The organism is Campylobacter concisus (assembly GCF_001298465.1).
Taxonomy (GTDB): Bacteria; Campylobacterota; Campylobacteria; order Campylobacterales; family Campylobacteraceae; genus Campylobacter_A; species Campylobacter_A concisus.
Window position 1 is genome coordinate 141,837 of the sequence record NZ_CP012541.1, and the last position, 25,552, is coordinate 167,388.

25 protein-coding genes and 1 tRNA gene are annotated in these 25,552 nt (G+C 35.6%); 17 read left to right on the forward strand and 9 right to left on the reverse strand.

Annotation, left to right across the window (positions count from 1 at the left end; all coding sequences use genetic code 11):
- Position 1: 1 nt before the first annotated feature.
- From CCON33237_RS00645 to CCON33237_RS00705, 12 genes are all read left to right on the forward strand, one after another.
- A complete protein-coding gene (locus CCON33237_RS00645; RefSeq protein WP_054195955.1) occupies positions 2-1,255 on the forward strand; it encodes an oligosaccharide flippase family protein in 1,254 nt (417 codons plus the stop codon).
- A complete protein-coding gene (locus tag CCON33237_RS00650) occupies positions 1,248-2,534 on the forward strand; it encodes a hypothetical protein (protein WP_054195956.1) in 1,287 nt (428 codons plus the stop codon). Before CCON33237_RS00645 ends, CCON33237_RS00650 begins: the two co-directional genes overlap by 8 nt.
- A complete protein-coding gene (locus tag CCON33237_RS00655) occupies positions 2,531-3,556 on the forward strand; it encodes a glycosyltransferase family 2 protein (RefSeq protein WP_081004417.1) in 1,026 nt (341 codons plus the stop codon). The genes CCON33237_RS00650 and CCON33237_RS00655 overlap by 4 nt, the downstream gene beginning before the upstream one ends.
- Complete coding sequence (locus tag CCON33237_RS00660; protein ID WP_054195958.1) at positions 3,543-4,454, forward strand: glycosyltransferase; 912 nt, start codon at positions 3,543-3,545, stop codon at positions 4,452-4,454. Before CCON33237_RS00655 ends, CCON33237_RS00660 begins: the two co-directional genes overlap by 14 nt.
- Positions 4,451-5,551: a DegT/DnrJ/EryC1/StrS family aminotransferase gene (locus CCON33237_RS00665; RefSeq protein WP_054195959.1), complete on the forward strand. Its 1,101-nt coding sequence runs from the start codon at positions 4,451-4,453 to the stop codon at positions 5,549-5,551. The genes CCON33237_RS00660 and CCON33237_RS00665 overlap by 4 nt, the downstream gene beginning before the upstream one ends.
- Positions 5,552-5,584: 33 nt before the next feature.
- On the forward strand, positions 5,585-5,995 hold the full coding sequence (locus CCON33237_RS00670; protein WP_054195960.1) for a class I SAM-dependent methyltransferase: 411 nt from the start codon (positions 5,585-5,587) through the stop codon (positions 5,993-5,995).
- A gap of 68 nt (positions 5,996-6,063) precedes the next feature.
- A complete protein-coding gene (locus CCON33237_RS00675) occupies positions 6,064-6,330 on the forward strand; it encodes a hypothetical protein (RefSeq protein WP_054195961.1) in 267 nt (88 codons plus the stop codon).
- On the forward strand, positions 6,327-7,469 hold the full coding sequence (locus CCON33237_RS00680) for a glycosyltransferase family 4 protein (protein ID WP_054195962.1): 1,143 nt from the start codon (positions 6,327-6,329) through the stop codon (positions 7,467-7,469). The genes CCON33237_RS00675 and CCON33237_RS00680 overlap by 4 nt, the downstream gene beginning before the upstream one ends.
- A gap of 29 nt (positions 7,470-7,498) precedes the next feature.
- On the forward strand, positions 7,499-8,251 hold the full coding sequence (locus CCON33237_RS00685; protein WP_054195963.1) for a glycosyltransferase: 753 nt from the start codon (positions 7,499-7,501) through the stop codon (positions 8,249-8,251).
- 10 nt (positions 8,252-8,261) lie between these two features.
- On the forward strand, positions 8,262-9,242 hold the full coding sequence (locus tag CCON33237_RS00690) for a glycosyltransferase family 2 protein (RefSeq protein ID WP_054195964.1): 981 nt from the start codon (positions 8,262-8,264) through the stop codon (positions 9,240-9,242).
- Positions 9,243-9,263: 21 nt separating this feature from the next.
- Positions 9,264-10,394, forward strand: coding sequence for a glycosyltransferase family 4 protein (locus tag CCON33237_RS00695; protein ID WP_054195965.1), 1,131 nt, complete (start codon positions 9,264-9,266; stop codon positions 10,392-10,394).
- Positions 10,395-10,966: 572 nt separating this feature from the next.
- Positions 10,967-11,042 (forward strand) — tRNA-Val (locus CCON33237_RS00705).
- A 75-nt stretch (positions 11,043-11,117) separates the two neighbouring features.
- On the opposite strand, the gene CCON33237_RS00710 is transcribed toward CCON33237_RS00705, so the two are convergent.
- The 3 genes from CCON33237_RS00710 to CCON33237_RS00720 all read right to left on the reverse strand — a co-directional run bounded on the left by CCON33237_RS00710 (position 11,118) and on the right by CCON33237_RS00720 (position 14,872).
- Complete coding sequence (locus tag CCON33237_RS00710) at positions 11,118-12,536, reverse strand: alanine/glycine:cation symporter family protein (protein WP_054195966.1); 1,419 nt, start codon at positions 12,534-12,536, stop codon at positions 11,118-11,120.
- 613 nt (positions 12,537-13,149) lie between these two features.
- Complete coding sequence (locus CCON33237_RS00715) at positions 13,150-14,316, reverse strand: replication-associated recombination protein A (RefSeq protein ID WP_234402297.1); 1,167 nt, start codon at positions 14,314-14,316, stop codon at positions 13,150-13,152.
- A gap of 28 nt (positions 14,317-14,344) precedes the next feature.
- The gene (locus tag CCON33237_RS00720) at positions 14,345-14,872 is read right to left on the reverse strand and encodes a pyridoxamine 5'-phosphate oxidase family protein (RefSeq protein WP_054195968.1); all 528 of its coding nucleotides are present in this window, start codon (positions 14,870-14,872) and stop codon (positions 14,345-14,347) included.
- Positions 14,873-14,952: 80 nt separating this feature from the next.
- Here CCON33237_RS00720 and CCON33237_RS00725 point away from each other — a divergent pair, with 80 nt between their 5' ends.
- Positions 14,953-15,246 carry a hypothetical protein gene (locus CCON33237_RS00725; protein ID WP_054195969.1) on the forward strand — a complete coding sequence of 98 codons (294 nt, stop codon included), beginning with the start codon at positions 14,953-14,955 and terminating at the stop codon, positions 15,244-15,246.
- A 1-nt stretch (position 15,247) separates the two neighbouring features.
- On the opposite strand, the gene ung is transcribed toward CCON33237_RS00725, so the two are convergent.
- Complete coding sequence (gene ung / locus CCON33237_RS00730) at positions 15,248-15,940, reverse strand: uracil-DNA glycosylase (protein ID WP_054195970.1); 693 nt, start codon at positions 15,938-15,940, stop codon at positions 15,248-15,250.
- Between the two features lie 62 nt (positions 15,941-16,002).
- Between ung and CCON33237_RS00735 the strand changes: the two genes are divergently transcribed.
- The 3 genes from CCON33237_RS00735 (at position 16,003) to infC (ending at position 19,255) form a co-directional block, all read left to right on the forward strand.
- On the forward strand, positions 16,003-16,569 hold the full coding sequence (locus CCON33237_RS00735) for a YbaK/EbsC family protein (RefSeq protein ID WP_054195971.1): 567 nt from the start codon (positions 16,003-16,005) through the stop codon (positions 16,567-16,569).
- A 350-nt stretch (positions 16,570-16,919) separates the two neighbouring features.
- The gene (gene thrS / locus CCON33237_RS00740) at positions 16,920-18,740 is read left to right on the forward strand and encodes a threonine--tRNA ligase (protein WP_054195972.1); all 1,821 of its coding nucleotides are present in this window, start codon (positions 16,920-16,922) and stop codon (positions 18,738-18,740) included.
- Positions 18,737-19,255 carry a translation initiation factor IF-3 gene (gene infC, locus CCON33237_RS00745; RefSeq protein ID WP_054195973.1) on the forward strand — a complete coding sequence of 173 codons (519 nt, stop codon included), beginning with the start codon at positions 18,737-18,739 and terminating at the stop codon, positions 19,253-19,255. The genes thrS and infC overlap by 4 nt, the downstream gene beginning before the upstream one ends.
- A gap of 811 nt (positions 19,256-20,066) precedes the next feature.
- On the opposite strand, the gene gdhA is transcribed toward infC, so the two are convergent.
- Both gdhA and CCON33237_RS00755 read right to left on the reverse strand, forming a co-directional pair.
- Complete coding sequence (gene gdhA / locus CCON33237_RS00750; protein ID WP_054195974.1) at positions 20,067-21,425, reverse strand: NADP-specific glutamate dehydrogenase; 1,359 nt, start codon at positions 21,423-21,425, stop codon at positions 20,067-20,069.
- Between the two features lie 196 nt (positions 21,426-21,621).
- Positions 21,622-22,206 carry an SMI1/KNR4 family protein gene (locus tag CCON33237_RS00755; RefSeq protein WP_054195975.1) on the reverse strand — a complete coding sequence of 195 codons (585 nt, stop codon included), beginning with the start codon at positions 22,204-22,206 and terminating at the stop codon, positions 21,622-21,624.
- A 270-nt stretch (positions 22,207-22,476) separates the two neighbouring features.
- Here CCON33237_RS00755 and CCON33237_RS10200 point away from each other — a divergent pair, with 270 nt between their 5' ends.
- Positions 22,477-22,731 (forward strand): hypothetical protein, encoded by a 255-nt coding sequence (locus CCON33237_RS10200; protein ID WP_439098279.1) that lies wholly within the window; start codon positions 22,477-22,479, stop codon positions 22,729-22,731.
- A 269-nt stretch (positions 22,732-23,000) separates the two neighbouring features.
- On the opposite strand, the gene CCON33237_RS00765 is transcribed toward CCON33237_RS10200, so the two are convergent.
- The 3 genes from CCON33237_RS00765 to CCON33237_RS00775 form a co-directional block, all read right to left on the reverse strand.
- Positions 23,001-24,440 carry an acetyl-CoA carboxylase subunit A gene (locus tag CCON33237_RS00765; protein ID WP_054195976.1) on the reverse strand — a complete coding sequence of 480 codons (1,440 nt, stop codon included), beginning with the start codon at positions 24,438-24,440 and terminating at the stop codon, positions 23,001-23,003.
- Positions 24,441-24,556: 116 nt separating this feature from the next.
- Complete coding sequence (locus tag CCON33237_RS00770) at positions 24,557-25,102, reverse strand: hypothetical protein (protein WP_054195977.1); 546 nt, start codon at positions 25,100-25,102, stop codon at positions 24,557-24,559.
- Between the two features lie 9 nt (positions 25,103-25,111).
- Positions 25,112-25,546, reverse strand: a complete 435-nt coding sequence (locus tag CCON33237_RS00775; protein ID WP_054195978.1) for a CopD family protein — start codon at positions 25,544-25,546, stop codon at positions 25,112-25,114.
- Between the last annotated feature and the right edge of the window lie 6 nt (positions 25,547-25,552).

Genomic DNA, 25,552 nt, shown 5'->3' on the forward strand with positions numbered 1-25,552 from the left:
TGTGCTTATTGTTAGTAATAAAAGTCTTATTAAAAACCTTGTATCTATAATATCAATTGATGTTCTTGCAAAATCTAGTAGTTTACTTCTTTTACCCATTTATTTAAAACTTATGACTCAGGAGGAATTTGGCATATATTCATATGCTATAGGATTGTCTGCATTTTTTACATCAATTGGATCAATGGGGTTGTATGGTGCCATTAATAGATATTTTTATGATAGAAGATATTCGCAGAATGAAGTAGTTAGTACATTATTCTTGATATTAGTTATATCAATAGTATCTTTTGTTTTTGCTTTGATATCAACAATTCATATATGGAGAGACCTGGTATTTGGTAATTTAAAGAATAATGTTGTTGTTTTGGTTATTTTATCTATATTTCATGGAGCAATAATTCAATTTTTTATGAGTTTTTTTTATATTGATAAAAAATATAAAGAAATTAGAAATTTTAATTTGGCGAGATTGGTATTGGTTAATAGTATATCTTTGGGGGTTATGTATCTCTTTTCACAAAATTCTGTAGTAGAAAGATTAAGTGCGCTAATAATATCAGAGCTTTTAGTGTGTATACTATTTTTTAAATATATTTTGCAATATTTTTCTTGCAGAAAGTTTAATAAAAATTTAGCTAAAGATAGTGTTATATTTGGCTATCCGCTTGTTCTTAATGCTGTATTGGGATTTATTTACTCTTTTGTTGATAAATACTTCATACAAAATCTTTTTGATTTTAATTTAGTGGGTGAATATTCTTTTATTTTTGCATTTTCATCTATGTTTGCTATTCTATTTTCAAGTATACACAATTTTTGGTTGCCATTTTTTTTTAATCCAGCAAATAAGCATTTATTATCTATTAAAATTATCCAGCTAATTAGCTTATTATTTGTTTTGGCTATTGTTTATTATTTTGTGGTTCTATTTTTACTAAAATTTCTATTTGTTTTTGGGGTTTTTAATTCGGCGTATAGGGCTGGTATTCCGTATTTGTGGGTGCTAGTGTTTTCACAGTTTATTTTGTCGGTTTCCAGTCTTTTAAATAATTACTTTTCCTTATATAACAAAACCATATATGGCCTATATATATCATTGATTATGTCGTTCGTTTCGATATTCATTATGTACTTTTTTATTAGTGCATATCAGGTATATGGTGCGGCTATTGCTGTTTTGATAAACTCTGTAATTGGCCTGATGCTCACTCTCGTATTTGTGAGATATTTGAAGGTGAGGAATAATGAATAATTTATTAAAATTAGATACATATAGTTTTGATGAAAAATGTGTATATTGCGGCAATAAGCTGGTGTTGGAGAAGTATTTTTTTTATGGGTGGAGATACTTATATGAGTGTAGATGTACAAAATGTCAGGCAAATTTTTTAGTAGACATGCCAATATTTTCTGGCATACCATACCCCGCTATTTATGATAAAGATAAGAAAAAAGTAGTAAATAGTGTTGCCGATTGGTGGAAAGATCCGTTAGAAAACATTAACCTAAATATGGTAAATGATAATATAATATCTTATTTAAGTATCAGTATAAAAAGAAAAAAAATAATAGTTTTTAATTTGCTAGACTTTGTTTTTGGTCATTGTTTTATGCGTTTAGAAAGATTAACATACTATATTGACAATGAAAAGTATAATGAATATGATTTTTTAGTGATTATTCCTTCGCAGCTTAGATTTTTGATTAAAAATTTTGAAAATAAAATCTCATTAATTGAAACAAATACTTCTTTTTCAAAGTACAAATATTTTTATACTTGCATAGATAGGAAAATAAAAAATAGTATTCAAAGCTATTGTGATGTTTATTGTGAAATGCTCAAATATCCGCAGCAAGAGTTTTTGGGGTTGACGAAATTAAATCTTCCTATAAGAAAATGGGTGAATGAGATAGATAAAATAGTTATTGTCTATAGGAAGGATAGAACAGTTGGAGTTACTAGTAGGTCCCAGTATATATTTTACAAAAAGTTAATACTAATGTTAGGATCGCTAGACATAAAAGTTATTTTAATAGGAGATAAGGATAAGTATTGCTTTTCCAATGTTTGTGATTTGAGAGTGGAAAAAATGGAACAAAATACAGATGATATATGGAATGAAGCTTGTAGCGGAAGTATAACCATTGGCGTTCATGGCTCAAATATGCTGATTCCCAGTATTTGCTCATCCTACAATATTGAATTTGTTAATACCGATAAATTATATAATTTTGGTCAAGCTACAGCGTTTTTAGAAAATTTAAATCATCAAGAAACCATTCAAAAATATAGATATGTTTACGGAAATAAATATCTTAGCAACATAGATCCGAAAATGGTTTATGCACTAGTTAAATCTATTGTGGTTAAGATGAATTATGTTTTTAATGCTGTAAGACATGAAAAATTTGAAGATATAGACACAATAAGAAAGTTGTATCAAATGGCAAATAATTGTAAATTAACCTATTCTTTTTATGATAAAATTAACTCGGCAATATATAAAATAAGAAAATTTATAAATATATGAATAATATACTAGTATCGGTTTGCATCCCTGTGTTTAATCGTGAAAAAATAATTTCACATACTATTGATAGTGTGATTAATCAAAGCTATAAGAATATTGAAATTATAGTCTCAGATAATTGCAGTACTGATAATACTTTTAATATATTGGAGAGCTACGCTAAAAAGGATCGTAGAATAAAATTATTTAAAATGGAAATAAACAAAGGTCCAGTTGAAAATTGGAGAAATTGTTTTGTAAACTCTTCTGGGCAGATTATAAAATTTCTATGGTCGGATGATTATATTGATTTAGATTTTATAAAAAGGACGTTGAAAGAGCTAAAATTTAATGTTGGTTTTGTTTATACGCCAGTGAAGTGGTATGATGTAAAAAGTATGAAAATTTGCCAAGATATTGGTTTTAAAATAGTTAATAAGTCTTTATTGACATTGGATTTTTTTGTAGAATCATTGATACTTCAAGGCAGTGTTCCTGTTTCTGGAACATGTGCTATATTTAGGAGAAATATTATCGGAGACCTATTTAGTAGTAATATTAGCAATTGTTTAAATTTAAACTATAATATTAATGGAGCTGGGTTTGATTCATTAATGTTTTTATATGCAAAAAAAAACTATAATTATTTTGCTTACACAGACGATGTTTTTGCCTATTATGGTGTTGATAAGGATAGTATTAGTGTACAAGATGGAGAAAAATTGACTCCATATTATTTTTCCTTTTTCTTTGGCTTTCTTAAAGAGTTTAAATATGGTACAAAACTGATCGCTAAATTTAAAAGTAGGATTTTATTTTATAAATTTTTTTATATAAGAGATGAGCATACGAAAGATTTGCTAGACAAATTATTATTTATTATAAATAATAAGCTTGATTATTTATTTCTTATAAAGCTTATAGTCAAAAATTATTTTATGGATAAATTAAAAGCATTCCAAAAAAGAATTCTTAATAAATTAAAAAATGTTTACAGCTCTACATTATTTGATTTAAAGGTTAAACAAAATGATACAGAATAATAATTTATATGTTTATGCGCCTATAGTATTATTTGTATATAATCGCCCAAATCATACCAAGAAAGTATTAGAAGCTTTATTGGCAAACGAGTTGGCCCATCAAAGTGAAATTTTTATATATTCAGATGCGCCTAAAAGTCAAAATGATGAAATTAATGTCGTAGAAGTAAGAAAATATATAAAAAAAATAAGCGGATTTAAAAATATTACTATAATAGAACGAGAAAAAAATTTTGGTTTGGCTAATAGCATAATAGATGGCGTTGGTAAAGTTATAAATGAATATGGTAAAACAATAGTTCTTGAAGACGATATCATTACTAGTCCGAATTTTTTACAATTTATGAACAATGCTCTTGATTTTTACTCAGATAATAAAAGTATTATGTCGATTAGCGGTTATATGTATCCGTGTGAAATTCCATATTCTTATAAAAAAGATATATTGCTATTTAATAGATTTAGCTCTTGGGGCTGGGGAATGTGGAGCAATAGATGGAATCTAATAAATTTTGATATAACCGAAAATGATAAGATATTTCATGATAAGAATCTGCAAAAGCAGTTTAATGTCGGGGGAGAAGATCTATATAATATGCTTTTACTTCAACTTCAAGGAAAAATAAATTCATGGGCAATAAGGACTGCTTTAGCAAGCGCGCTACATAACAAGGTAACGGTTTATCCTATAAAGAGTTTAGTTAAAAATATTGGATTTGATAATTCTGGTGTTCATTGTGGAGAAACACATGTCTATGATATTGTTTTGGATAGTATGTTTTTACCAGAGGTATCCAACGTAAGCATAGATGATAATATTGTAAAAATAATAAGAAAGAAATTCAGCCCTACTAAATTACAAAAAATAAAATCTTTTATAAGGAAAATAATAAAATGAACTTTATACCTATATCACAACCATCTATTACACAACTTGAAATAGACTATGTAAATGATGCTGTAATATCTGGATGGGTATCTTCACTAGGTGAATATATTACTAAATTTGAGAATGAATTTGCATCTTTTTGTGGGACAAAATATGCGCTCTCTGTTTCAAACGCTACTGTTGGATTGCATTTAAGTTTAGTTGCGCTGGGTATTGGTAAAGACGACGAAGTGATTATCCCAGATCTAACTTTTGTTGCAACTGGAAATGTCATAAAATATGTGAACGCTAAGCCCGTAATTGTTGATATTGATCCAGATACCCTTTGCATGGATGTTAATTGCATTAACAAAGCTATTACTAAAAATACAAGAGCAATTATCCCAGTCCACCTTTATGGACATCCAGCTGATATGAATAAAATAAATGAAATAGCTAAAGAAAATAATCTTTTAGTTATAGAAGATGCAGCCGAAGCTCATGGTGCAGAGATAGATGGAAGACGTGTTGGTGGTTTTGGTGATGTTGGTGTTTTTAGTTTCTATGGTAATAAAATTATAACTTCTGGTGAAGGTGGTATGATCACGACTAACAACAAGAATCTTTATGAAAGATTAAAATTTTTAAGAGATCATGCAATGAGTTCGGAAAAACGATACTGGCATACCGAAGTGGGATTTAATTATCGTATGACAAATCTCCAGGCAGCACTTGGACTAGCCCAATTAAGAAGAATAAAAGACTTAATACAAAAGAGGATTGAGATATTTGAATGGTATAAAGAAGGGTTGTCTGGTATTGAAAACATTTCATTAAATAGAACTCAGGCAGGCATAAAAAATGTTTATTGGATGATATGCCTAGAAATATTGGGCTATACAGAAAAACAAAGGGATGAATTTTTGGTAAAGCTAAAAGAAAAAGGTATTGATGGAAGACCATATTTTTATCCATTGTCAGACATGCCTATTTTTGATAGTGCGAATACTTATAATGCTCATAATATTTATAAGACAGGACTTAATTTGCCAAGTTTTTTTGATATCACAGAAGAGCAAGTTTTATCTATATGTAAAACTATAAAAGAAATTTTATACGAAAAATAATATTTTATAACAATTATATAAAAAGGATATTTTTTGGCTGTATTTGAGAGTTACTATAATGATTTTTACAAGGAGTTATCTAAAATAGATATGCAAAATAATTCTTTTTCCAAGATAGAAGATATGTTGCCAAAACTTTATGGCAATGAAGAATTCTTGGATATAGGCTGCGGATATGGTAGTGTTAGTTATGAGCTTATTAAGAAAGGTTTTAGTGTATCTGGGGTTGAGATCAACAATGAAGCATTAAAAGTTCTTTTGGATAGAGGATTTAAGATTTATAAAAAAGATATTTCAGAGTCCTTAAATATAAACGAACGTTTTAATATTGTATTATTAGATGTATTAGAGCATGTATTTGATCCAATGAGATTGCTTGAAGAGTCAGTGAAGTTAATCAATCGAGACAATAATGATATAAATGCTGGGGGGGGTATATCATAATTAGTGTTCCTCTTTATTTTGATCTTCTGGATAGATTAAAAATTTTATTTACAGGGAGTGTTATTAGTTTGGATAATTTATGCTATGGAATTGATAATTATAAGAAGTTTAGAAGTTATAATTATGATCACATACGTTTTTTTAGACCGAAAGATGTTCTTGAAATGGGCGAAAAACTAGGGTTAATAGTTGATAAAGTAAGCTATGGTGCAACCGGTTATATAGGTAATAAAATATTAAAATTTATTGTGAGACTAATCTCAAATAAATATACAGTTAATTTAGTTCCTAATTTACTGGCACATTCTATGAGAATTAGATGGAAAGTGAAATGAAAAAAATTGGTATTCTTGCTTTTGCGGATCCAAAAAGTGGTGGCGTTTATCAGTATACGCATTCTATTATAGATGCTTTTTCAAGAGATAAGAGTAATACATATATTATATTTACCAATACCAATAACAGAAGTTTTGATGAGTATAAATTGGAGGTAAGAAAAATAAAAAGTCCAAATATTTTTTTTTATAAGCTAATAAGAGCATTGCAGACTCTTTTGCTTATTAGGAAACCATTCTTTTTTACCAATTATGAAAAGGATATCTTTTCTGATATAGATAAATTCATTTCTCCTACTATATCTTTATATCCGCATTTTTATTTAAATAAACCTTTTATTTTTACATTGCATGATATGCAAGAAAGATATTATCCGCATTTTTTTACAACAAAGGATAAAATCCTTAGATGGCTAAATAATAGGTCTTTATCAAAAACAGCAGATAAAATTTTATGTGAATCTCAATTTGTAAAAAGTGATATTATAAAATTTTTGGGAGCTGATCCAGATAAGGTGCATGTAGTCCAATCACCACCTCCAAAGTGCTTTAATAGTAGCACCATAGATAAAAATTTGTATAAAACTATAAAAGCAAAATATAACCTTCCTGAAGAATATATCTTCTATCCAGCTCAGTTTTGGCCACATAAAAACCATATAAAATTATTAGAAGCTTTTAGCATTGTTAAAAAGGAATTCAAGGATTTAAGATTGGTTTTTACTGGTTCAAAGCAAAATAACTTTCAAAACGTAGATCATAAAATAAAAGAATTACAATTGCAAAATAGTGTTATCTATCTTGGCTATATAGATTATTCTGATCTTCCATTTTTATACAAGATGTCTAAATTTTTAGTTATGCCCACGCTTTTTGAGAGCATTAGCATCCCGATATATGAAGCATTTTCATTAAAAGTTGCAGTTTGTTGTTCTAATGTTGTAGCATTGCCCGAACAAGTTGGAGAAGCTGGTTTGTTGTTTGATCCAAATAATGAGAATGATATAGCTGAAAAAATGATTATGTATTTAAACGATAGTGCATTACTGGAAGAAAAAGCTTCATTGGGATACTTAAAAATAAATAGTTTTGATTACGAAGCATATAAAAATAATATTATAGAAATAATAGGATCATGAGTTAATGTCTTATTTTTACAGGATTTTTTATGACCCAAAAGCTATACTATAAAAACTACAATGAAAAACCAACTAAACTTAGCGTAATTACCGCAACTTATAATGCGGATAAATTCTTGCCTAGATTGATAAAAAGTCTAAAAGAGCAAGTCGATAAAGATTTTGAGTGGATCATTTCTGATGGAGCGTCTAGCGATAAGACTTTAGAAATTTTAAAAAATATTGGTGGGATAAATATAAAAGTAATTTCGGGCGAAGACTTTGGGATTTATGATGCTTTAAATAGAGGCATAAAAGCTTGCAATGGAGAATTCTATCTTGTTATCGGTGCTGATGATGAGCTTTATCAAAATGCTATTAAAGATTATAAGAAAGCTATGGAAGATGGTGTAGACATAATAACAGCTTGTATTGATACTGATAATGGCAAAATTGAGCCAAATGGCGGACCAAGATGGCTAAAGGCACAAGCTCACTACATCTCTGGACATGCTGTAGGCTCAATATACCGCACAAGTCTTCATCAAAAACTTGGTTACTATTCAAGAAAATTTCCAATAGCGGCAGATCAGCTATTTGTATTGACTGCTGCAAATTATGGAGCAAAGATAAAAGTTGTAAAAAGTATTGTCGGTAAATTTTCAAATGATGGAGTTAGTAGTATTGATATGTTAGGAACTCTTTGTGAATTTTACAGAGTTCAGGTGGTGATGGGCGAAAATAAATTTTTACAAACCGTCCTATTTATTTTAAGACTTATTAAAAATTTTAGAAAATTATAAAGATGTATAAATGAAAGACTACGATGTTTCTATAATAGTTCCCATATATAATGTGGAGAAATATATAGAAAAGTGTGCAACTACGCTTTTAGAGCAAGACTATAACAATATAGAGTATATTTTTGTAAATGATTGCACTCCAGATAGTTCTATGAAAATTTTGAAGGATATTATTGAAAGATACCCAAATAGAAAAAACCATGTAAAAATTATTAATAAAATAAAAAATGAGGGCTTACCGCAAGCTAGAAAAAGTGGGTTGAAAATATCAAGTGGCAAATACATTTTACATGTAGATAGTGACGACTGGGTCGATAAAGATATGGTAAGTTCTTTGATTAATGAAGCTAGAAAAAGTTATGCAGACATAGTTTGTTTTGACTATATTAAAGAATTTAATAAAAAAAGCGTTGTAAAAAGTTTTTTTTATACAAAAAATCATCCAAAGTCTAATTTGAACTTCGTAAAAGCTATTTTATCTCATGAAATTTCTGTTTCCATGTGTGATAAATTGGTTAAAAGAGAGCTTTATGAAAATGTTGAATTTCCACATTTTTCGCACTGTGAAGATAGTTTTGTAAATTTACAACTTTTTTATGAAGCAAAAAAAATTACTCATATTACAAAACCATTTTATCACTACAGGACAAATCCTAATTCGCTTTCTAGTAGTTTTTCAAATAATAAAAAAGCCCTTGGTGATTTTGCTGATTTTAGCATAGCTGTAAAGAAATTTTTGATACAAAAAGATCTTTTTGATGAATATTTTAAATTTCACATTCCTACTATTTTAAAATTTACTTTGGATTATTCTGAAAGCGATTTTAAAAAACAAATAATTGCTATATGCCCGGAAGCAAATAATATAAAATACGTTTTTCAAATCAATAGAAATATAATCTATAAAATTTTATATAGCACAGTCTTTATAGGGTTCCCGCAAATTTTTGTTTTTGCAAAAAAAGTATTTATTAAGCTTAGAAATTTTTAGATTCATATGATCGGAGTTGCTATGAAAATTTTTATAATCGGTAATGTCTCGTCTATGATGATAAATTTTAGAGAAGAACTCATAAAACTACTTGTATCAAAAGGGCATGATGTCTACTGTTTAGTTAGTGACTACAATGAAAAAAGTAGAAAAAAAATAATCTCATTGGGTGCAAAACCGCTTGACCATACTTTAAATACAAAAGGGCTAAATCCATTTAAAGATCTTATTGCGACATATGATTTGGTTAAACTATTTAGGCAATATAGGCCAGATGCGGTTTTTTCTTTTTTTGTTAAACCAGTTATTTTTGCAACTATAGCCGCAAAAATAGCAAGAGTACCACGAATAGTAGGCATGATAGAAGGGCTTGGCGGAGCTTTTACAGTTCATAAAAATGGGCAAACAAAAAAGGCGAAAATTATCAAAACTATACAAGTTCTTTTGTATAAAATTTCACTACCATTTCTTGACGAGCTTATATTTTTAAATAATGACGATAAAAAGGACTTGATTGATAAATACAATATAAAAGCAAAGTCCATAAATATATTAGGTGGTATAGGTGTTGATCTTGATAAATTCTCATATACTAAAGCACCTACTGATCCTATAAGTTTTATTTTTATAGCAAGGCTTCTTGCAGAAAAAGGAATATTTGAGTATTTAGAGGCAGCTAAAATCGTAAAAGAAAAATATAAAGATGTAAAGTTTTATATATTTGGTGGTTTTGATGAGCACAATCCATTTGGATTAACGCAAGAAGAGCTAAAACCTTATCTTGATAGTGGCGTAGTTATATATCCTGGCTTCGTAAATGATATAAAAGAACGGATAGTGAATAGTTCCATTTTTGTCTTGCCTTCGTATTACAGAGAAGGTGTGCCAAGAAGTACGCAGGAAGCCATGGCAATAGGAAGGGTAGTAATAACCACAAATAGCGTAGGATGTAGAGAAACTGTTGAAGATAGTGTAAATGGGTTTTTGGTACCACCATTTGATAGTAAAATTTTGGCACAAAAGATGATTTATTTTGTACAAAATCCAGAAATGATAGTCCAAATGGGTATAGAAAGCAGAAAAATAGCTGAAGTAAAATTTAATATAAATGAAAAGAATGAAAGACTTGCAAAGATTATTATTGGGAAATAACACATTGCTATTTTTTGCTTTTTTAATTTATAGTATTAAAGATTTTAATTTAAAAATTTAGGCTTATCTTTAGCGGGCTTATCATGATTTAAATAATAAAACCAAGACAAGCTTGCTAGTTTTCTAAGCTAGACTTCTACCTTGTTAGTCCACTAACTGGTTTTGTATTATTCTTATCAGCCTTTTGTTTTAAAAATTCCTCTTCCTCTTTTGTAGGTTTATACTCATCTTTGAAAAATTTTTTTAGCATTAATTTTTTGCTCTAGCATCTTCTTCTCATGAATTTTTATATATCGGCTTTTAGTATTCAAGGCAATTTCTAAAGCTAGCCCTGTGTTCTGCATCATAGTGGTAGCTTACACATTTTAGCTCTTTATCGCTATCAAGGAGTTTTTATGACGACGTGTGAGTCGCCGCTATTGACCGGGTAGTTTTTCATCTTTGCCGATAATTGCGAAGTAAGTGTTAGCTAATTCTAATTTTATCCATTGCATTTACTGCTTATAAATAAATTTAATTACCAAGGAATTAAGCTAAATAAAATAGAAAATAAAATATAATCCCAAATCTTTGGTCCCGTAGCTCAGTTGGTAGAGCACTACCTTGACATGGTAGTGGTCGATGGTTCGAGTCCATTCGGGGCCACCACTTCTAATAAAACATCCTAAAATAAAAGATTTAAAAATTAATTATTAGTAAATTTTCTAAAGATGCGGTAAAGATTTATTTCAAATAATCTTTCACATCATACTCTTTGCCAGCATCGTGATCTTTTAAAAGTTTTGCCACGATAGGGCTTAAAATGATGATGGCAATTAAATTTGGCACGACCATCAAACCATTAAACATATCTGCTAGACTCCATACAAAATCAACCTTTTGCAAGCTTCCCAAAAATACAAAAACGACTACTAAAATTTGAAAAGCTCTGACCGCTTTTGCCCCAAGAAGGTATCTTACGTTGATTTCAGCAAAATAGTACCATCCAAGAATCGTTGTAAATGCAAAGAAAAATAGGCAAACAGCTACGAAACTATATCCGCCAACCTTACCAAAGATATGCGATGAGAAAGCCTCTTGTACCAAGGTTATGCCTGTAAAGACTGCTTTGCCATTTTCAAAGCTAATAACATTTGCAGTAAGCACTACAAAAACGGTGATATTTAAAACGATAAAAGTATCTACAAATACGCTCATTATGCCAAGTACTGCTTGATCGACCGGGTGTTTGACATTAGCTGCGGCGTGTGCGTGCGGAGTTGAGCCCATGCCAGCTTCATTACTAAAAAGACCCCTTGCTATGCCGTATCTCATCGCAGCTGCTATACTAGCTCCAGTTGCTCCACCCCACGCAGCTGAAGGATCAAATGCTGCTTTGTAGATAAGCAAAACTGCATCTGGAATTTCGTGAAAATTTAAAGCGATAATGATTAGTCCAACACCTACATAAAGTAAAGCCATCAAGGGCACGATCTTTTCAGCCACTCTTGCGATCGCCTTTACGCCACCTATAAAGATGACTGCGCAGACGATTGCTAAAAAAGCTCCAGTTATCCACTGAGGTATACCAAAGGCTCCTTTAAAGCCGTCTGAGATCGAGTTTGCTTGCACCATATTGCCGATAAAGCCAAGTGCGATAATGATAGCGATAGCGAAAAAGCCAGCTAAAATTTTTGCCCATTTTCCCTTTAATCCACGACTTATATAAAATGCCGGACCGCCTATCGTGTGCCCGCTATCATCTTTTGTACGGTAAATTTGAGCTAGGCAAATTTCAGCAAAATTTGTAGCCATGCCTAAAAACGCAGCGCACCACATCCAAAAGATCGCTCCAGGACCGCCCATGATAAGAGCCGTTGTCGCACCTACTAGATTGCCAGTGCCAACTTGTGCGGCGATCGCAGTTGCGACCGCTTGAAACTGGCTCATACCGGCCTTGCCAGCAGCTTCACCGTGAAGTGAGAAATTCCCAAAAAGCTCTTTTAGGCCCATTTTAAACTTAAAAATTTGAACAAACCCAAGCCTAATAGTAAAAAATAGTCCGGTGCCACAAAGTAGGGCAATAAGAAAGTATGGACCCCAAAGAAATGAATTTATACTCTCAACGCAATTATTTAAAATTTCAGCAAAATTTGTAGGCATTTTCTTGACTTTCATTGGTGTAGTTTAGAGAGCGAGTATATTTAAAAAAATATAAAATTAGAATAAATAAGAAAAATTTTTTAGCTTGGCTTAAAATTTCGTGCTAGTTTTCGGCTTACTCGCGGTGAATTCGTTTTTTACTAGCAAGATTTTGCGACCAATATTTTTACGCTCTAAGGCGTTTTTTGATTGATAATTTCTAAAATTATGTTTTTGCATGTTTTAGGCAACTTTTTTGAGAAATTCGCAATCTTTCTTGCGTAGATATAACTTGGCAAAACGTATGGCTATTAGTTTTGCTAAAAATTTTATCAAAAGCGTTTAAAGGCTTTGGTATTAAATTTTGCTTCATTGTTATTTGCTGGATTTGCCATATTTTGTCCGCTATTTAACTTGCTGGTAGCCAAACTTTGCGTCAAATTTTCTCGCCGATCGCCGCCCAAAGCTGTTTAAAAATTTTCTGGAAATCCGCTTGCTTTGCCATAAGCTGTCGTTAATCTACTCCAAGGCACGTATCCTATCTTTAAATTTGCGATGTATGCTAAATTTTGCTCGTTCATCTACATTTCTTTTAAAATTTACTCCATAAATCTGACAGAGTAAAGCCCAAAATTTAGCCCTTGGATTTTATTTTATCTAGCCACTCATTTAGCGTCTTCTCAAAGCCTATGCCCTTGCTTTTGTAAAAAACGAGCGGTTTTTCTAGGTATTTTTGCTCGACCCAGCCGCCAAAATCATGCGGATAAAGGTAGTCTTTGCTCTCTTTTGTGTGATTTTTTAGATATGGTGGGATCTTTAAAATTTCTTCGCTTTGCACGTATCTTAGGGCGGCATTTATCGCGTTGTAGCTCGAGTTTGACTTTGGCGAGCTGGCTAGATAGACGGCGCACTGAGCCAGTATAATCCTAGCCTCTGGAAAGCCTATCTCTTTTACCGCGCTTAGCGTGCTGGCGGCTAAATTTAGCGCATTTGGGTTTGCGTTGCCGATGTCTTCGCTGGCAAATATCGCCATCCTTCTAGCGATGAAGTCCGCGCTCTCGCCTGAGTCTATAAGCCTTGCTAGGTAGTAGATGACGGCATTTTCGTCGCTTCCACGCAGGCTTTTTATAAAAGCACTTGCTAGCTCGTAGTGCGTGTCGTCCTCTTTTGCCCCCTCTTTTAGGGAGTTTTGGCGAAGTATTTTTAAATTTTCTAAGCTCACATTTTCATCAAGCGTGACGGCAAATTCTAGTAAATTTAGCATAGCTCTTGCGTCGCCGCCGCTACTTTTAAAGAGATACTCTTTTGCCTCTTCGTCAATGCTAAATGAAATTTGCTCTTTTATCTTGCCAAGAAGCTCCTCAAAATCGCCACTGCTAAGCGGCCTAAACTCAAAGAGCATCGAGCGACTTCTGATGCCTGAGCTTAGCGTGAAAAAGGGATTTTCTGTGCTTGCACCGATGACTAGGGCTTTATAATTCTCCATTGGTATTAGCAAGGCTTCTTGCTGGGTCTTGCTAAGCCTGTGGATCTCGTCTATGAAAAAGAGTGGCTTATTTAGGGCGTTTTCGTAGTTTTTTAAAATTTTACGAAAGTCATCTATCTTTAAATTTCCGCCGTCAAACTCGTAAAAGTCGTAGTTTGCCCCACTTGCCACAGCCCTTGCAAAGCTCGTCTTGCCACAGCCTGCTGGACCGTAAAATATGGAGTGCGGGATCTTTTGTGTAGCTATAAATTTTAAAAAAGCCGCTTTGACTGCCTTTTGGCCACAAATTTCATCCAAATTTTTTGGTCTAAACATCAGTGCAAGTGAGCTCAAATTTGTTCCTTTAATTTGCTGGTTTTGGTAAAATTTTAGCCTTAGCACTAAGGCTCTCTATCTTTAGCTCGTAAATTTTCATGATACCAAGTCCGTAATTCGCAGCCACGTCAAATGTGCTCATCGCATATGCTGTGTATTTTTGGCTAAGAATTTTTAAAATTTCATATCTTTTGGCCTCGTCCTCGACCTCGTAGGCTCTTGTTTTTGCGATCGCACTTTTATATTCAGTCGTAAAAACCTTGCCTCCAAGTGCCTTGCCATCGTCTTTTATCGCATCTAGCTCGCTATCATTTAGATACGGGACTTTGTTAAAACCAACGCAGACAAACTCTACTTTTCGTCCATCTTGAAGTAGTTTTGCCTTACAGCCAGCGGTAGCTCCGTGTATAAAAATGCTTTCACCAACTCTAACAGGCGAGATCGGTACGCTAAAAATTTCTCCTTCATCATCCACGCATGAAATTACCGCATATTCGCATTCATCTATGATTTTTAAGCCATCTTCACGGCTTAGCTCTCTATCTTTTCGTCTCATTTTTTATCCTTTTTTTGAAAGAGTATTTTAAAATTTAAGTGCTTAAAGGCTAGTATAACGCAAAAATTTCAAGGAAAAACATGAAAAAAATAGCTATTTTTGCCATTTTGCTTGGCGTAAATTTAGTCCATGCAAACGATGTTTGCAATGAATATATCAAACAAAGTAGGCTCTATCTTGACGAGTTTTATGCCAAAGAGAGCAAGCGACTTGCAAATGATGAAAAGGCGTTAAGGCTTTTTGAGCTTAAATTTGATGAGCTTAAACAAAGACAAAGCGGTCAAGAAGCCATAATTTTGCAAAACAAAGATGAGAAATTTTGCAAAAGAAAGCTTGAAGAGACAAACAAGCTTTTAAATGATCTAAAAAAATAGATCAAATTTTTACGTTTAGATCCCAGTCTATTGGCGTTTTGCCGTGGTTTGCTAGGTAGATATTTGCTTTTGAGAAGTGACGGCAGCCAAAAAATGCTCCACGAGCCAGTGGGCTTGGATGTGCTGCCTCTAAGATGAGGTGCTTGCTGGCGTCAATGAGCGGTGCTTTGGCTCTGGCTGGATTGCCCCAAAGCATAAAAACTACGTTGTGTAAATTTTCGCTTATCTTTTTTATGACGGCGTCTGTAAAGCCCTGCCAGCCAAAGCTTGCGTGAGAATTTGCCACTCCAGCACTAACGCTTAAAGTTGAGTTTAGAAGCAGCACGCCTTGCTTTGCCCATTTTGTTAGATCGCCGCTATTTGGCTCTTTTATGCCAAGATCAGCGTAAATCTCTTTATAGATATTTATAAGACTTGGTGGGACTTTTACGCCATTTGGTACTGAAAAGCTTAAACCCATGGCTTGATTTGCGCCGTGATATGGATCTTGTCCTAGGATGACTACTTTGACGTCGTGAAATGGCGTTAGGTTAAATGCATTAAATATAAGCCCACTTGGCGGATAGACGACTCCAGCGCTCTTTGCTTTTAAGAAATTTTCTTTGATGCGAGCGAAATTTTCACTCAAAAGCTCATCTTTTAGCACCTCTTTCCAGCTTGGTTCGATCTTTACGTCATCTAAATTTATCTGCATTTTCCTGCCTTTTTTGGTTTTAGCTGTATAATTTTAACTAAATTTATCCAAAGGAAAGAGCGGTGTCTGAGCAAATTTTTAATAAAATCCATGACCTTCTTACTAAAAACGAGGCTAAATTTAGGGTGATAGAGCATGAGAGTGCTAGGACTTCAGAGGAGGTTGCTAAGATAAGAGGTACGAAGATGAGCCAGGGCGCAAAGGCGCTGGTATGCTCTATAAAGGGCGTAGATGAGGAGAAATTTAGGCAAATTTTTAAAGATGAAAATGTGCTAAATGATTATTTGCTAAGCGATGAAAAGCCAGCGATGAAGGCTGGTAAAATTTATATTTTGGCTGTATTGCCAGCCGATATGCAGGCAAATCTTGATAGCTTGACACAAAAATTTGACGGCAAAAGGGCAAGCCTAGCTAGTCCAGATGAGGTTTTGGAATTGGCAGATTGTGTTTTTGGTTCGGTGCCACCATTTAGTTTTCATAAAAATTTACACATTGTAGTTGATGAAAGGTTACTACAAAGAAACGATGAGATCGCGTTTAATGCGGGGCTACTTGATAGATCGATCATTTTAAATACAAAAGATTATACGAAGATAGTGCAACCAACGCTAATAAATTTTGCAGAATAAAAAAGTGCCAGGCTAACCACTTCCTAGCACTAAATATTGTCGGGAGAAAAATGAATTTAAATAATGCAAAGACGAGAAATTGCTAAATTCATTTCAAGAACAAATATTATCAGGCATAATCTTAAAATATAATAAATTATATAAATAAAAATCTTTAAATTTAGGGATTTAGACATTTAAATATAAATATATATATTTTATAAATAAATTTATAGATCAAAGCTTGTGGATTTAAAAAGAATTTATAAAAATTTGCTTAGTAAATATTAAGTTTAGCTTAAAGCCCATTTAGATAAAATCCTTAATCGTTCTTTTATCGTAAAAAAGACAATTTGATATAAGGAAAAACAATGAGCGATATCATCGCATACAAACTAAATGGCGAAATAGTCGATACACAAAGTATCGCAGGGCGCGAAAGTGGTGCCGAGCCTATCTATTTTGACAACTCAAAAGAAGCACTACACGTTATTAGACACTCCTGTGCGCACCTCATGGCACAAGCTATCAAATCACTCTATCCAAAGGCGAAATTCTTTGTCGGACCAAACGTAGAAGATGGATTTTATTATGATTTTAGAGTTGATGATGAGGGCACGAAACTAGGCGAGAGCGATCTAGCAGCGATCGAAGATAAGATGAAAGAGCTTGCTGAGAAGAAATTTGACATCGTTAAAACCTGCTCAACTAAAGCTAATATGAGCGATAAATTTAAAGATGACGACCTAAAACAAGAGGTCTTAAAAAGAATCCCAGATGGTGAAGTTAGTAGCTACGCGCAAGGCGATTTTGAAGATCTTTGCCGCGGACCACATGTGCCAAATACTAAATTTTTAAAATTTTTCAAGCTTACACGCGTGGCTGGGGCTTATCTTGGCGGTGATGAGAACCGTGAGATGCTAACTAGAATTTACGGCACAGCCTATGCAGATAAAGAGAGTTTAAAAGAGCACATCCACATCATTGAAGAGGCTAAAAAGCGTGATCACAGAAAGCTTGGCACCGAGATGAAATTATTTACTTTTGATGAAGAAGTGGGTGGCGGCTTGCCGATATGGTTACCAAATGGCGGACGCTTGCGCTCTAAGTTAGAGCAAATTTTATACAAAGCTCATCGCGACCGTGGCTATGAGCCAGTGCGTGGGCCAGAGCTTTTAAAGGCTGATGTGTGGAGAAGAAGCGGTCACTACGCAAACTATAAAGAAAATATGTACTTTACGACGATTGACGATGCGGAGTATGGCATAAAGCCGATGAACTGCGTTGGTCACATCAAAGTTTATCAAAGTGATATCAGGTCTTACCGCGATCTACCGCTTAAATTTTTCGAATACGGCGTAGTGCATCGCCATGAAAAAAGTGGCGTTTTACACGGACTTTTCAGAGTGCGCGAATTTGCCCAGGATGACTCGCACATCTTTTGTATGCCAAGTCAAATCAAAGAAAATATCCTAGAAATTTTAAAATTTGCTGGCAAGATAATGGAGAATTTCGGCTTTCACTATGAGATGGAAATTTCAACCAAGCCGGCAAAAGCGATCGGTGGGGACGAAATTTGGGAAACGGCGACCAAAGCACTAAAAGAAGCGCTTGACGAAAACGGCTTTAAATACGGTATCGACGAGGGCGGTGGCGCATTCTACGGTCCAAAAATCGACATCAAAATCACCGACGCGCTAAAACGAAAATGGCAGTGTGGCACGATCCAGGTCGATTTTAACCTACCTGAGCGCTTTGATCTAGGCTACATTGACGCAAATAACGAACGCCAGCGCCCTGTAATGCTTCACAGAGCCTTGCTTGGTAGTTTTGAGAGATTTATAGGAATTTTACTTGAGCACACTGCTGGTGAGTTGCCATTTTTCATCGCTCCAACGCAGGTCGTCATCGTGCCTATTAGCGACGCGCATTTAGACTACGCAAAAGAAATTTCACGCGAACTAAGAAAGATTAACGTCGATAGCGAGATCGCAAGTAAAAATGAGAGTTTAAATAAGAGAATAAGAACGGCTGAAAAACAAAGGGTGCCTATGATAGTCGTGCTAGGTGACAACGAAGTAGCGAACAAGAGCGTTGCGCTACGCGACAGACAGGCTAGGACGCAGAGCGATATGAGCTTGGCGGAATTTATAAATTTAACGAAGGAGAAACTTAGTGAGGTACATTTTTGAGTAAGGAAAATGAAGTATTGCTCAATGAGGACATAAGGGCGAGAGAGGTAAGATGTGTAGGGGATGATGGCACGGCATACGGTGTCATCTCAAGAGAAGAGGCTTTAGAGATCTCAAATAAGCTTGGGCTTGATCTAGTGCTTATAGCGCCAGACGCAAAGCCACCAGTTTGCAAGATAATGGACTATGGTAAATTCCGCTATCAGCAAGAGAAAAAGCAAAAAGAGGCCAAGAAAAAGCAAAAGACCATCGAGATAAAAGAGATAAAACTCTCTGTCAAGATCGCCCAAAACGATATAAATTATAAGGTTAAACACGCAAGCGAGTTTTTGCAAGATGGCAAACACGTTAAATTTCGTGTATTTTTAAAGGGGCGTGAGATGAGTACCCCAGAAGCTGGCGTAGCTATGCTTGAGAAGGTCTGGGAAATGATAAAAAATGAAGCTGATCGCGATAAAGAACCTATGATAGAAGGTCGTTATGTAAATATGCTTGTAACTCCAAAAAAGGGTTAAATTCTAACAAAGGGCAGGCTAGGGCTTGCTCTTTATTACATTAAATTTTTAATACAAAAACTCATAAATAACTATTTTCAAAGATCCTATCATTTTTATATGTGTTAAATTTACGCAAAGGCGTTTTCAGGGTTGATATATCTTATGGTTAAATTTGATAGGCAAAATTTGGATGTGGTTTAAATTTAGTAAATTTTGGTCTTTACTTGCTGGAATTTACCCGCTTTGTTATCGCTCGCATGGGCGTTGTGCTGAAAATAATCTAGGAAAATCGACTTTCTTGTGAGCTTACAAAATTTTAGTGCTTGCGTGAGTATTTTTAAGCTAAATTTTGCCTAATATCTAGCTAAATTTGGCAATGGGATATCGCTTTAATAATGCTTTTTACAAAAAGCTTTGACTACTCTTGGTTTTATGTGACGACCAAATTTGATGAGAAATTTGCTTGTTCATGGATTAAATGTAGCAAATTTTAATTTTTGCTTACTAGAATTTGCTCCATCCTCTTTCTGCCAACCATTACATAGACACTTTGCTGAAATTCGACTAGGCAAGAGCTCGCTTAAAAGAGTAAATTTGATAACTTTTTTCGAGTTGTAAATTAATGGTGCCTGTGCGAGAGTTATAAGCTAAATTTCGCCTAGCAGCTGTATAAATTTGCTAAAAAATTTGCTTGTTTATAGCTTAAATTTATAAATTTTTTTAATTATCCCTTGCCAAAAGAAAACTCGCTTCTAGCTAAAAAACCAAAGTGATTTACGTCCAAATTTAACTTGGACGTAAATTTATAGAGCCAAGAGCAAAATCAGTCCTACACATACCCCTGATCTATCATCGCATCGGCTACCTTGCGAAAGCCCGCGATATTTGAGCCGAGCACCAGATTTCCCTCGTCGCCAAACTCCTTGCTAGTTTCATAGCTTAGCTCAAAGATGTGATTCATGATGCCGTGCAACCTGCGATCAACCTCGTCAAAGCTCCACGAGCTCATGCCGGCGTTTTGCATCATCTCTAGGCCCGACGTGCCTACGCCGCCGGCGTTTGCCGCCTTTGCAGGAGCGAAGTAAAAATCCTTTTGCGCTAGCATAAAATTTATCGCATCAAGCGTGCTTGGCATATTTGCCCCCTCGGCTACGAAGCGACAGCCGTTAGTGTAGAGCGTCTTGATATCGGCTAGGTGAAGCTCGTTTTGCGTCGCGCACGGAAACGCTCCGTCGCATGGAACGTCCCAGACGCCGTTTCTGCCCTCTTTGTACTCGCTCACGCTTACGTATTTTGCGTTCGGTCTAAATTTAACGTATTCGCTAAGGCGCGCGCGTTTTACTTCTTTTAGCTCTTTAAGTACCGCTAGATCTATGCCCTCTGCGTCGTAAACGTATCCGTTTGAATCAGAAACCGTTATAGGCAGCGCGCCTACTTGATAGAGCTTTTCTACCGTGTAGATGGCGACGTTTCCGCTACCGCTTATGCTGCACTTTTTACCTTCTAGCCCAAGCCCAGCTTTTTGTAGCATATTTTGCGTAAAATAGACCAGCCCGTATCCGGTCGCCTCCGTGCGCGCTAGGCTACCGCCCCAGTTTAGGCCTTTGCCCGTTAGTATACCGTCAAATCTGCCCGTGAGCTTTTTATACTGCCCAAACATATAGCCTATCTCGCGCGCGCCCACGCCGATGTCGCCTGCCGGTACGTCTACAGTGTTGCCGATGTGGCGGTATAGCTCGCTCATAAACGCTTGGCAAAAGCGCATTATCTCGCCCTCGCTCTTGCCTTTTGGATCAAAGGTGCTGCCGCCTTTTGCGCCGCCGATATTTACGCCCGTGAGCGAGTTTTTAAAAATTTGCTCAAATCCTAGAAATTTTAGCACGCCAAGATCCACGCTAGGATGCAGTCTGATGCCACCTTTATAGGGGCCGACGGCTGAGTTAAACTGCACGCGGTAGCCGTTATTTACCTGCGGTCTGCCGTCGTCGCCCGTGTATGTGACGCGAAATATCACCGTGCGCTCAGGTATCACGATACGCTCTAAGATCGCGTGTTTTTGGTACTTGCTCTCTCTTTTTATAAGCGGCTCGAGGCTGTTTAAAACCTCGGTCGCAGCCTGGACAAAGACGCCTTGACCCGGATTGGTCTTTTTTATCCACTCCATCGTTTTTTCGATATACTCGCTCATTTTTGCTCCTTTTCCCTTTTTTTGTAGTTAAATATTAGCTCGGCTAGAAAAAATTTTTATTTAAAGATATTTTAATATTTTTATTTTGGGCAATGAGTGTTACATATTGAAACTAAATTTATAGAAAGTGGTTTTTGTTTCGATCGCTGGGATAAATTTATAAAAGAGAATTTAGGCTGAGTGGAGCCTAAATTTACTAAATTTGCGCCATCTCTTGCCAAAAATCAAGTGCTGTGTCGTCTGCTTGGACAAATTTTAGGATTTGCTCGGTTGATGGCAGTGTTTCTTCATTTAGCCTTGCTATATCGATGCTAGCAAGTGCTATGAAAAATTTCTCAAAGTCGTTTGCGACGCACCTGCTGCAAAGCTCCTCATCTCCAAAGAGCCATGCATAGACCGCGCCACTCGTGCAATCAAGCAAAAATATCCACGGATCACCCACGGCAAAGACTATTAAATTTAAAGGGCGAGCTTCACCTTGCCACCATTTGCCACCAAACTCATCTACGCTATTTAGTCGTACTATCTCGCTTGCATAGTCGCCTCTAGAGCCAAATTTGACATTGCAAATTTCAAAATTTCTAAGGTCAAATTTGCTTAAAAGCTTTATAAATTTAGCTGGGAAATTTACGCCAAGAGCTTCTTGTGCGTTTTTAAGTGCTTGTGTGGTAGCTTTAACATCATTTTGAAGCAAGAGCCTCATGCCAGTCATACCCTCTTGCTCTAGTGGCAAAAAAATTTGATCTAACTTTTGAGCGATTTCATCTAGCTTTAAAAACATATCAGTCCTTTAATTTGCTAAATTTTGGCAAATTTTATCAAATTTATTTCAGCGTGCTTTTAATTTTGGCTCATTTGTTACCAAATTTAGACCATGATCTTCATAAATTTAAGAAGCTGGCAGAGATAACTAAGAAAACTAGCAATCACTAAATGTGAGATGTTACAAAGGGTTAATGATGAGGTAAATTGGCTTGGTAAAGTCGCGTAGCCCATAAAAGAGATTTATGACGATGCTAAAACATACGAATTTGAGGGCTTTTGCGTGTGCATGAGCTCGCCATTTATGATGGAGTGCAAAGAAATTTTGGGTGGTGCAGCGATCAATAATGAAGCAAAAGATGAAAATTTAAACGCGAGTGTGCCGCCTAAAGAGCATAGTACAAGAATAGGCAAAACTATCTGGTGGCTAAAGCTTGGCACATATCTCTACACGCCAGTTTACCTGCGTAAGGGGTGCTTTACTTTGGCACCGCTGCCAATAACGGACATCTCTATGCTGTTGAGGCAAAAAGTGGCGAAGTGATATTTAAATTTAAAACAAGTGGTGCGGAGCATTTTCCTTAAGTCGATGGTTAAATTCTACTCGCAAACCGCAAAAATAAGCCAGTTTTGATAAGCGCCAAAGATGGCTTGCTTTTAAAAGAGATAGAGTTTGAGAAATTTAGACTTAGCGCGGATCAGATCATGCCAGTAGACTCTACGCTATGGTAAATGATAAAGCCAAGACGCATACAGTTTGCGTGGAAATTTAGCCTTGACGAAATTTATCGCCAAAGCCGCAATGAGACAAATTCACCTCTTCTTCTTATATCTTTTTATAGCCTCTACGATGACCTCTTCTAGGTCGTCGTTTGGCTCTTTATTCATATCGTCATAGGTGTTTTCAAGGATAGTTTTTAAGTTTTTCTCAACGTAGCTAGTATCGAAAAATCCTCTTCTAAACTCTTTACTTTTGCTAATCGTTAGCAAAAATGGGATGATCGTTCGCACGCCTTCGATGGTAAATTCTTCAAGAGCTCTTTCAAGCTTATTTACCGCCAGATCGTAGTCGGTCGCCTTTACGATCAGCTTTGCGATTAGCGAGTCATAAAATGGCGGTATGGTGTAGTCCTTATAGACGTGGCTATCGACGCGTACAGATGGGCCAAGAGCTGGGTAGTAGCCCTCGATCGTGCCTGGTGCTGGGATGAAATTCTCCCAGACATTTTCAGCCGTGATCCTTGCTTCTATCGCGTAGCCGCGCGGTTTGATGTCGCTTTGCTCGATCTCTAAAATTTCACCAGCTGCGATCCTTATCTGCCTAACGACTAGGTCGTGGCCTGTGATCTCTTCGGTGATGCCGTGCTCCACTTGGATACGGGTATTCATCTCCATGAAGTAAAAGTTGTTGTAGTCATCTAGCAAAAACTCGATCGTTCCTACGTTTGAGTAGCCCACAGCCTTTGCAGCAGCCACCGCAGTCACGCCCATGATCTTTCTTAAATTTTCACTGATCGATGGGCAAGGTGCGATCTCAATAATCTTTTGGTGGCGCCTTTGGATAGAGCAGTCACGCTCGCAAAGGTGGATGATATTGCCGTAGTTATCGCCTAAAATTTGAAACTCGATGTGACGAGGATTTACGACAAGCTTCTCCATAAAAACTTCATCGTTGTTAAAGTAGGTCTTTGCCTCTCTGGTGCACGATTCAAAGGCATCTTGCATATCTTCTTCTTGCCAAACTTCTCTGATGCCACGGCCACCACCACCACCGCTTGCTTTTAAGATGACTGGATAGCCGATGCGTCTAGCGTGCTCTTTTATGGCATCCATGCTCTCGTCATTTAGCTTTTCTGTGCCTGGAACGATTGGTATGCCGTTTCTCTTCATCAGGTATCTTGCGATATTTTTATCACCCATTTTTCTGATCACTTCAGCCTTTGGACCGATAAAGATAAGCCCAGCATCCTCGACCGCCTTTGCAAATTCGTAGTTTTCGCTTAAAAAGCCGTATCCTGGGTGTATCGCGTCAGCTCCGCACTCTTTAGCAAGCTTTACGATAGCTTTGGCGTCAAGATAGCCCTTAATCGGATCTTCGCCCACTTGATAGGCCTCATCAGCGATCCTTACATGCAAGCACTCGCTATCTGGCGCTGTGTAAATTCCTACGCTTTGAATGTGTAAATCCCTACAAGCTCTGACTATCCTAACTGCGATCTCACCACGATTTGCGATAAGAATTTTATGTATCATAGGCTATCCTTTTTGAGTTTTGCTTATCATATAACTATTCGTTTTATTTTTAGATAAATTTATTAAGTCTGGTTTTAAAATTTGAGTGCAAAGGCTAAATTTACACTCAAATTTTTCTATCTATTGATGATTTGTGGAAAAGGTGTGGCTAGGGCTTTTTTGCTAAAATCTTGCGACTCGATCGTGAAATTTGCAGCAAATCTTTGAATGCCCTCTTTTTTATAAGCACGCCTTTGGATGGTAAAAAGGACTAAATTTCTACTTTGCTTGGTGTAGCGATATATCGAGTGCTCAGCTGTTGGCACGCCATTTAGGTTTGAAAATATTGTGATATCAAGATAAATTTCATTTACTAGCGAACCCTTTTTATAAGCTACTTTTAGTCCTTTTGCTTTTAGCTCTTTTAGATCATTTATCTTTTGCTCGACTGCTTGCTCTGGCGTAGCGTCAAATTTAAGCGTATTTAGCGAGAGCATGTAGCTAAAACTCTCTAGCTTTTCGCCAGGGAGCAAATACTCCTGTGTGAATAAATTTGGCACAGGCTTGGCTGAATATGCCAATGAGTAGAGTCTGTTGTCAAATTTTATCTGCACCGGCTCAAAGTACTGAGTCGCTGCAAGTAAGAGCGCTGGTAAAGCGATAAATGCTAAAAATTTCTTCATCAAATTCCCTTAAAATGGATTTACTATCATGACCCAGATAATGATAAGCATCGCGATAGTTGGCACTTCATTGTAGGCTCTAAAGAAGATGCCGCTTTTGTTACAGCGTTTCTCTTTGAGCTGCTTCATATAGCGTCCAAGGTCTAGGTGATAGATAGCCATTAAGATGACAACTAAAATTTTGACATGGATGTGACCAGTTTTTATAAGATCAGGCATTGCAATAAGTATCAAAATGCCAGTGAAAAATGAGCCAATGAGCGCGACCCAACCGATGTAGTGATACATCTTATACTCCATCACTTCGACCACTTTTACAAAGTCTGGCTTGTCCATGTTTTCTACGTGATAAACGTAGAGCCTTGGCTGATAAAACAGCACTGCCATCCACGAGATGAAAAACAAATAGTGGAGGTATTTTAAGTAAAGATAATATTCTGCCATAACGTC

Coding starts and splice junctions, on each gene's coding strand:
- CCON33237_RS00650 (WP_054195956.1), top strand. CDS start 1,248: ATGAATAATTTATTAAAATTAGATACATATAGTTTTGATGAAAAATGT.
- CCON33237_RS00655 (WP_081004417.1), top strand. CDS start 2,531: ATGAATAATATACTAGTATCGGTTTGCATCCCTGTGTTTAATCGTGAA.
- CCON33237_RS00660 (WP_054195958.1), top strand. CDS start 3,543: ATGATACAGAATAATAATTTATATGTTTATGCGCCTATAGTATTATTT.
- CCON33237_RS00665 (WP_054195959.1), top strand. CDS start 4,451: ATGAACTTTATACCTATATCACAACCATCTATTACACAACTTGAAATA.
- CCON33237_RS00680 (WP_054195962.1), top strand. CDS start 6,327: ATGAAAAAAATTGGTATTCTTGCTTTTGCGGATCCAAAAAGTGGTGGC.
- CCON33237_RS00685 (WP_054195963.1), top strand. CDS start 7,499: ATGACCCAAAAGCTATACTATAAAAACTACAATGAAAAACCAACTAAA.
- CCON33237_RS00690 (WP_054195964.1), top strand. CDS start 8,262: ATGAAAGACTACGATGTTTCTATAATAGTTCCCATATATAATGTGGAG.
- CCON33237_RS00695 (WP_054195965.1), top strand. CDS start 9,264: ATGAAAATTTTTATAATCGGTAATGTCTCGTCTATGATGATAAATTTT.
- CCON33237_RS00710 (WP_054195966.1), bottom strand. CDS start 12,536: ATGCCTACAAATTTTGCTGAAATTTTAAATAATTGCGTTGAGAGTATA.
- CCON33237_RS00715 (WP_234402297.1), bottom strand. CDS start 14,316: ATGTTTAGACCAAAAAATTTGGATGAAATTTGTGGCCAAAAGGCAGTC.
- CCON33237_RS00720 (WP_054195968.1), bottom strand. CDS start 14,872: ATGAGACGAAAAGATAGAGAGCTAAGCCGTGAAGATGGCTTAAAAATC.
- CCON33237_RS00725 (WP_054195969.1), top strand. CDS start 14,953: ATGAAAAAAATAGCTATTTTTGCCATTTTGCTTGGCGTAAATTTAGTC.
- ung (WP_054195970.1), bottom strand. CDS start 15,940: ATGCAGATAAATTTAGATGACGTAAAGATCGAACCAAGCTGGAAAGAG.
- thrS (WP_054195972.1), top strand. CDS start 16,920: ATGAGCGATATCATCGCATACAAACTAAATGGCGAAATAGTCGATACA.
- gdhA (WP_054195974.1), bottom strand. CDS start 21,425: ATGAGCGAGTATATCGAAAAAACGATGGAGTGGATAAAAAAGACCAAT.
- CCON33237_RS00755 (WP_054195975.1), bottom strand. CDS start 22,206: ATGTTTTTAAAGCTAGATGAAATCGCTCAAAAGTTAGATCAAATTTTT.
- CCON33237_RS10200 (WP_439098279.1), top strand. CDS start 22,477: ATGAGCTCGCCATTTATGATGGAGTGCAAAGAAATTTTGGGTGGTGCA.
- CCON33237_RS00765 (WP_054195976.1), bottom strand. CDS start 24,440: ATGATACATAAAATTCTTATCGCAAATCGTGGTGAGATCGCAGTTAGG.
- CCON33237_RS00770 (WP_054195977.1), bottom strand. CDS start 25,102: ATGAAGAAATTTTTAGCATTTATCGCTTTACCAGCGCTCTTACTTGCA.
- CCON33237_RS00775 (WP_054195978.1), bottom strand. CDS start 25,546: ATGGCAGAATATTATCTTTACTTAAAATACCTCCACTATTTGTTTTTC.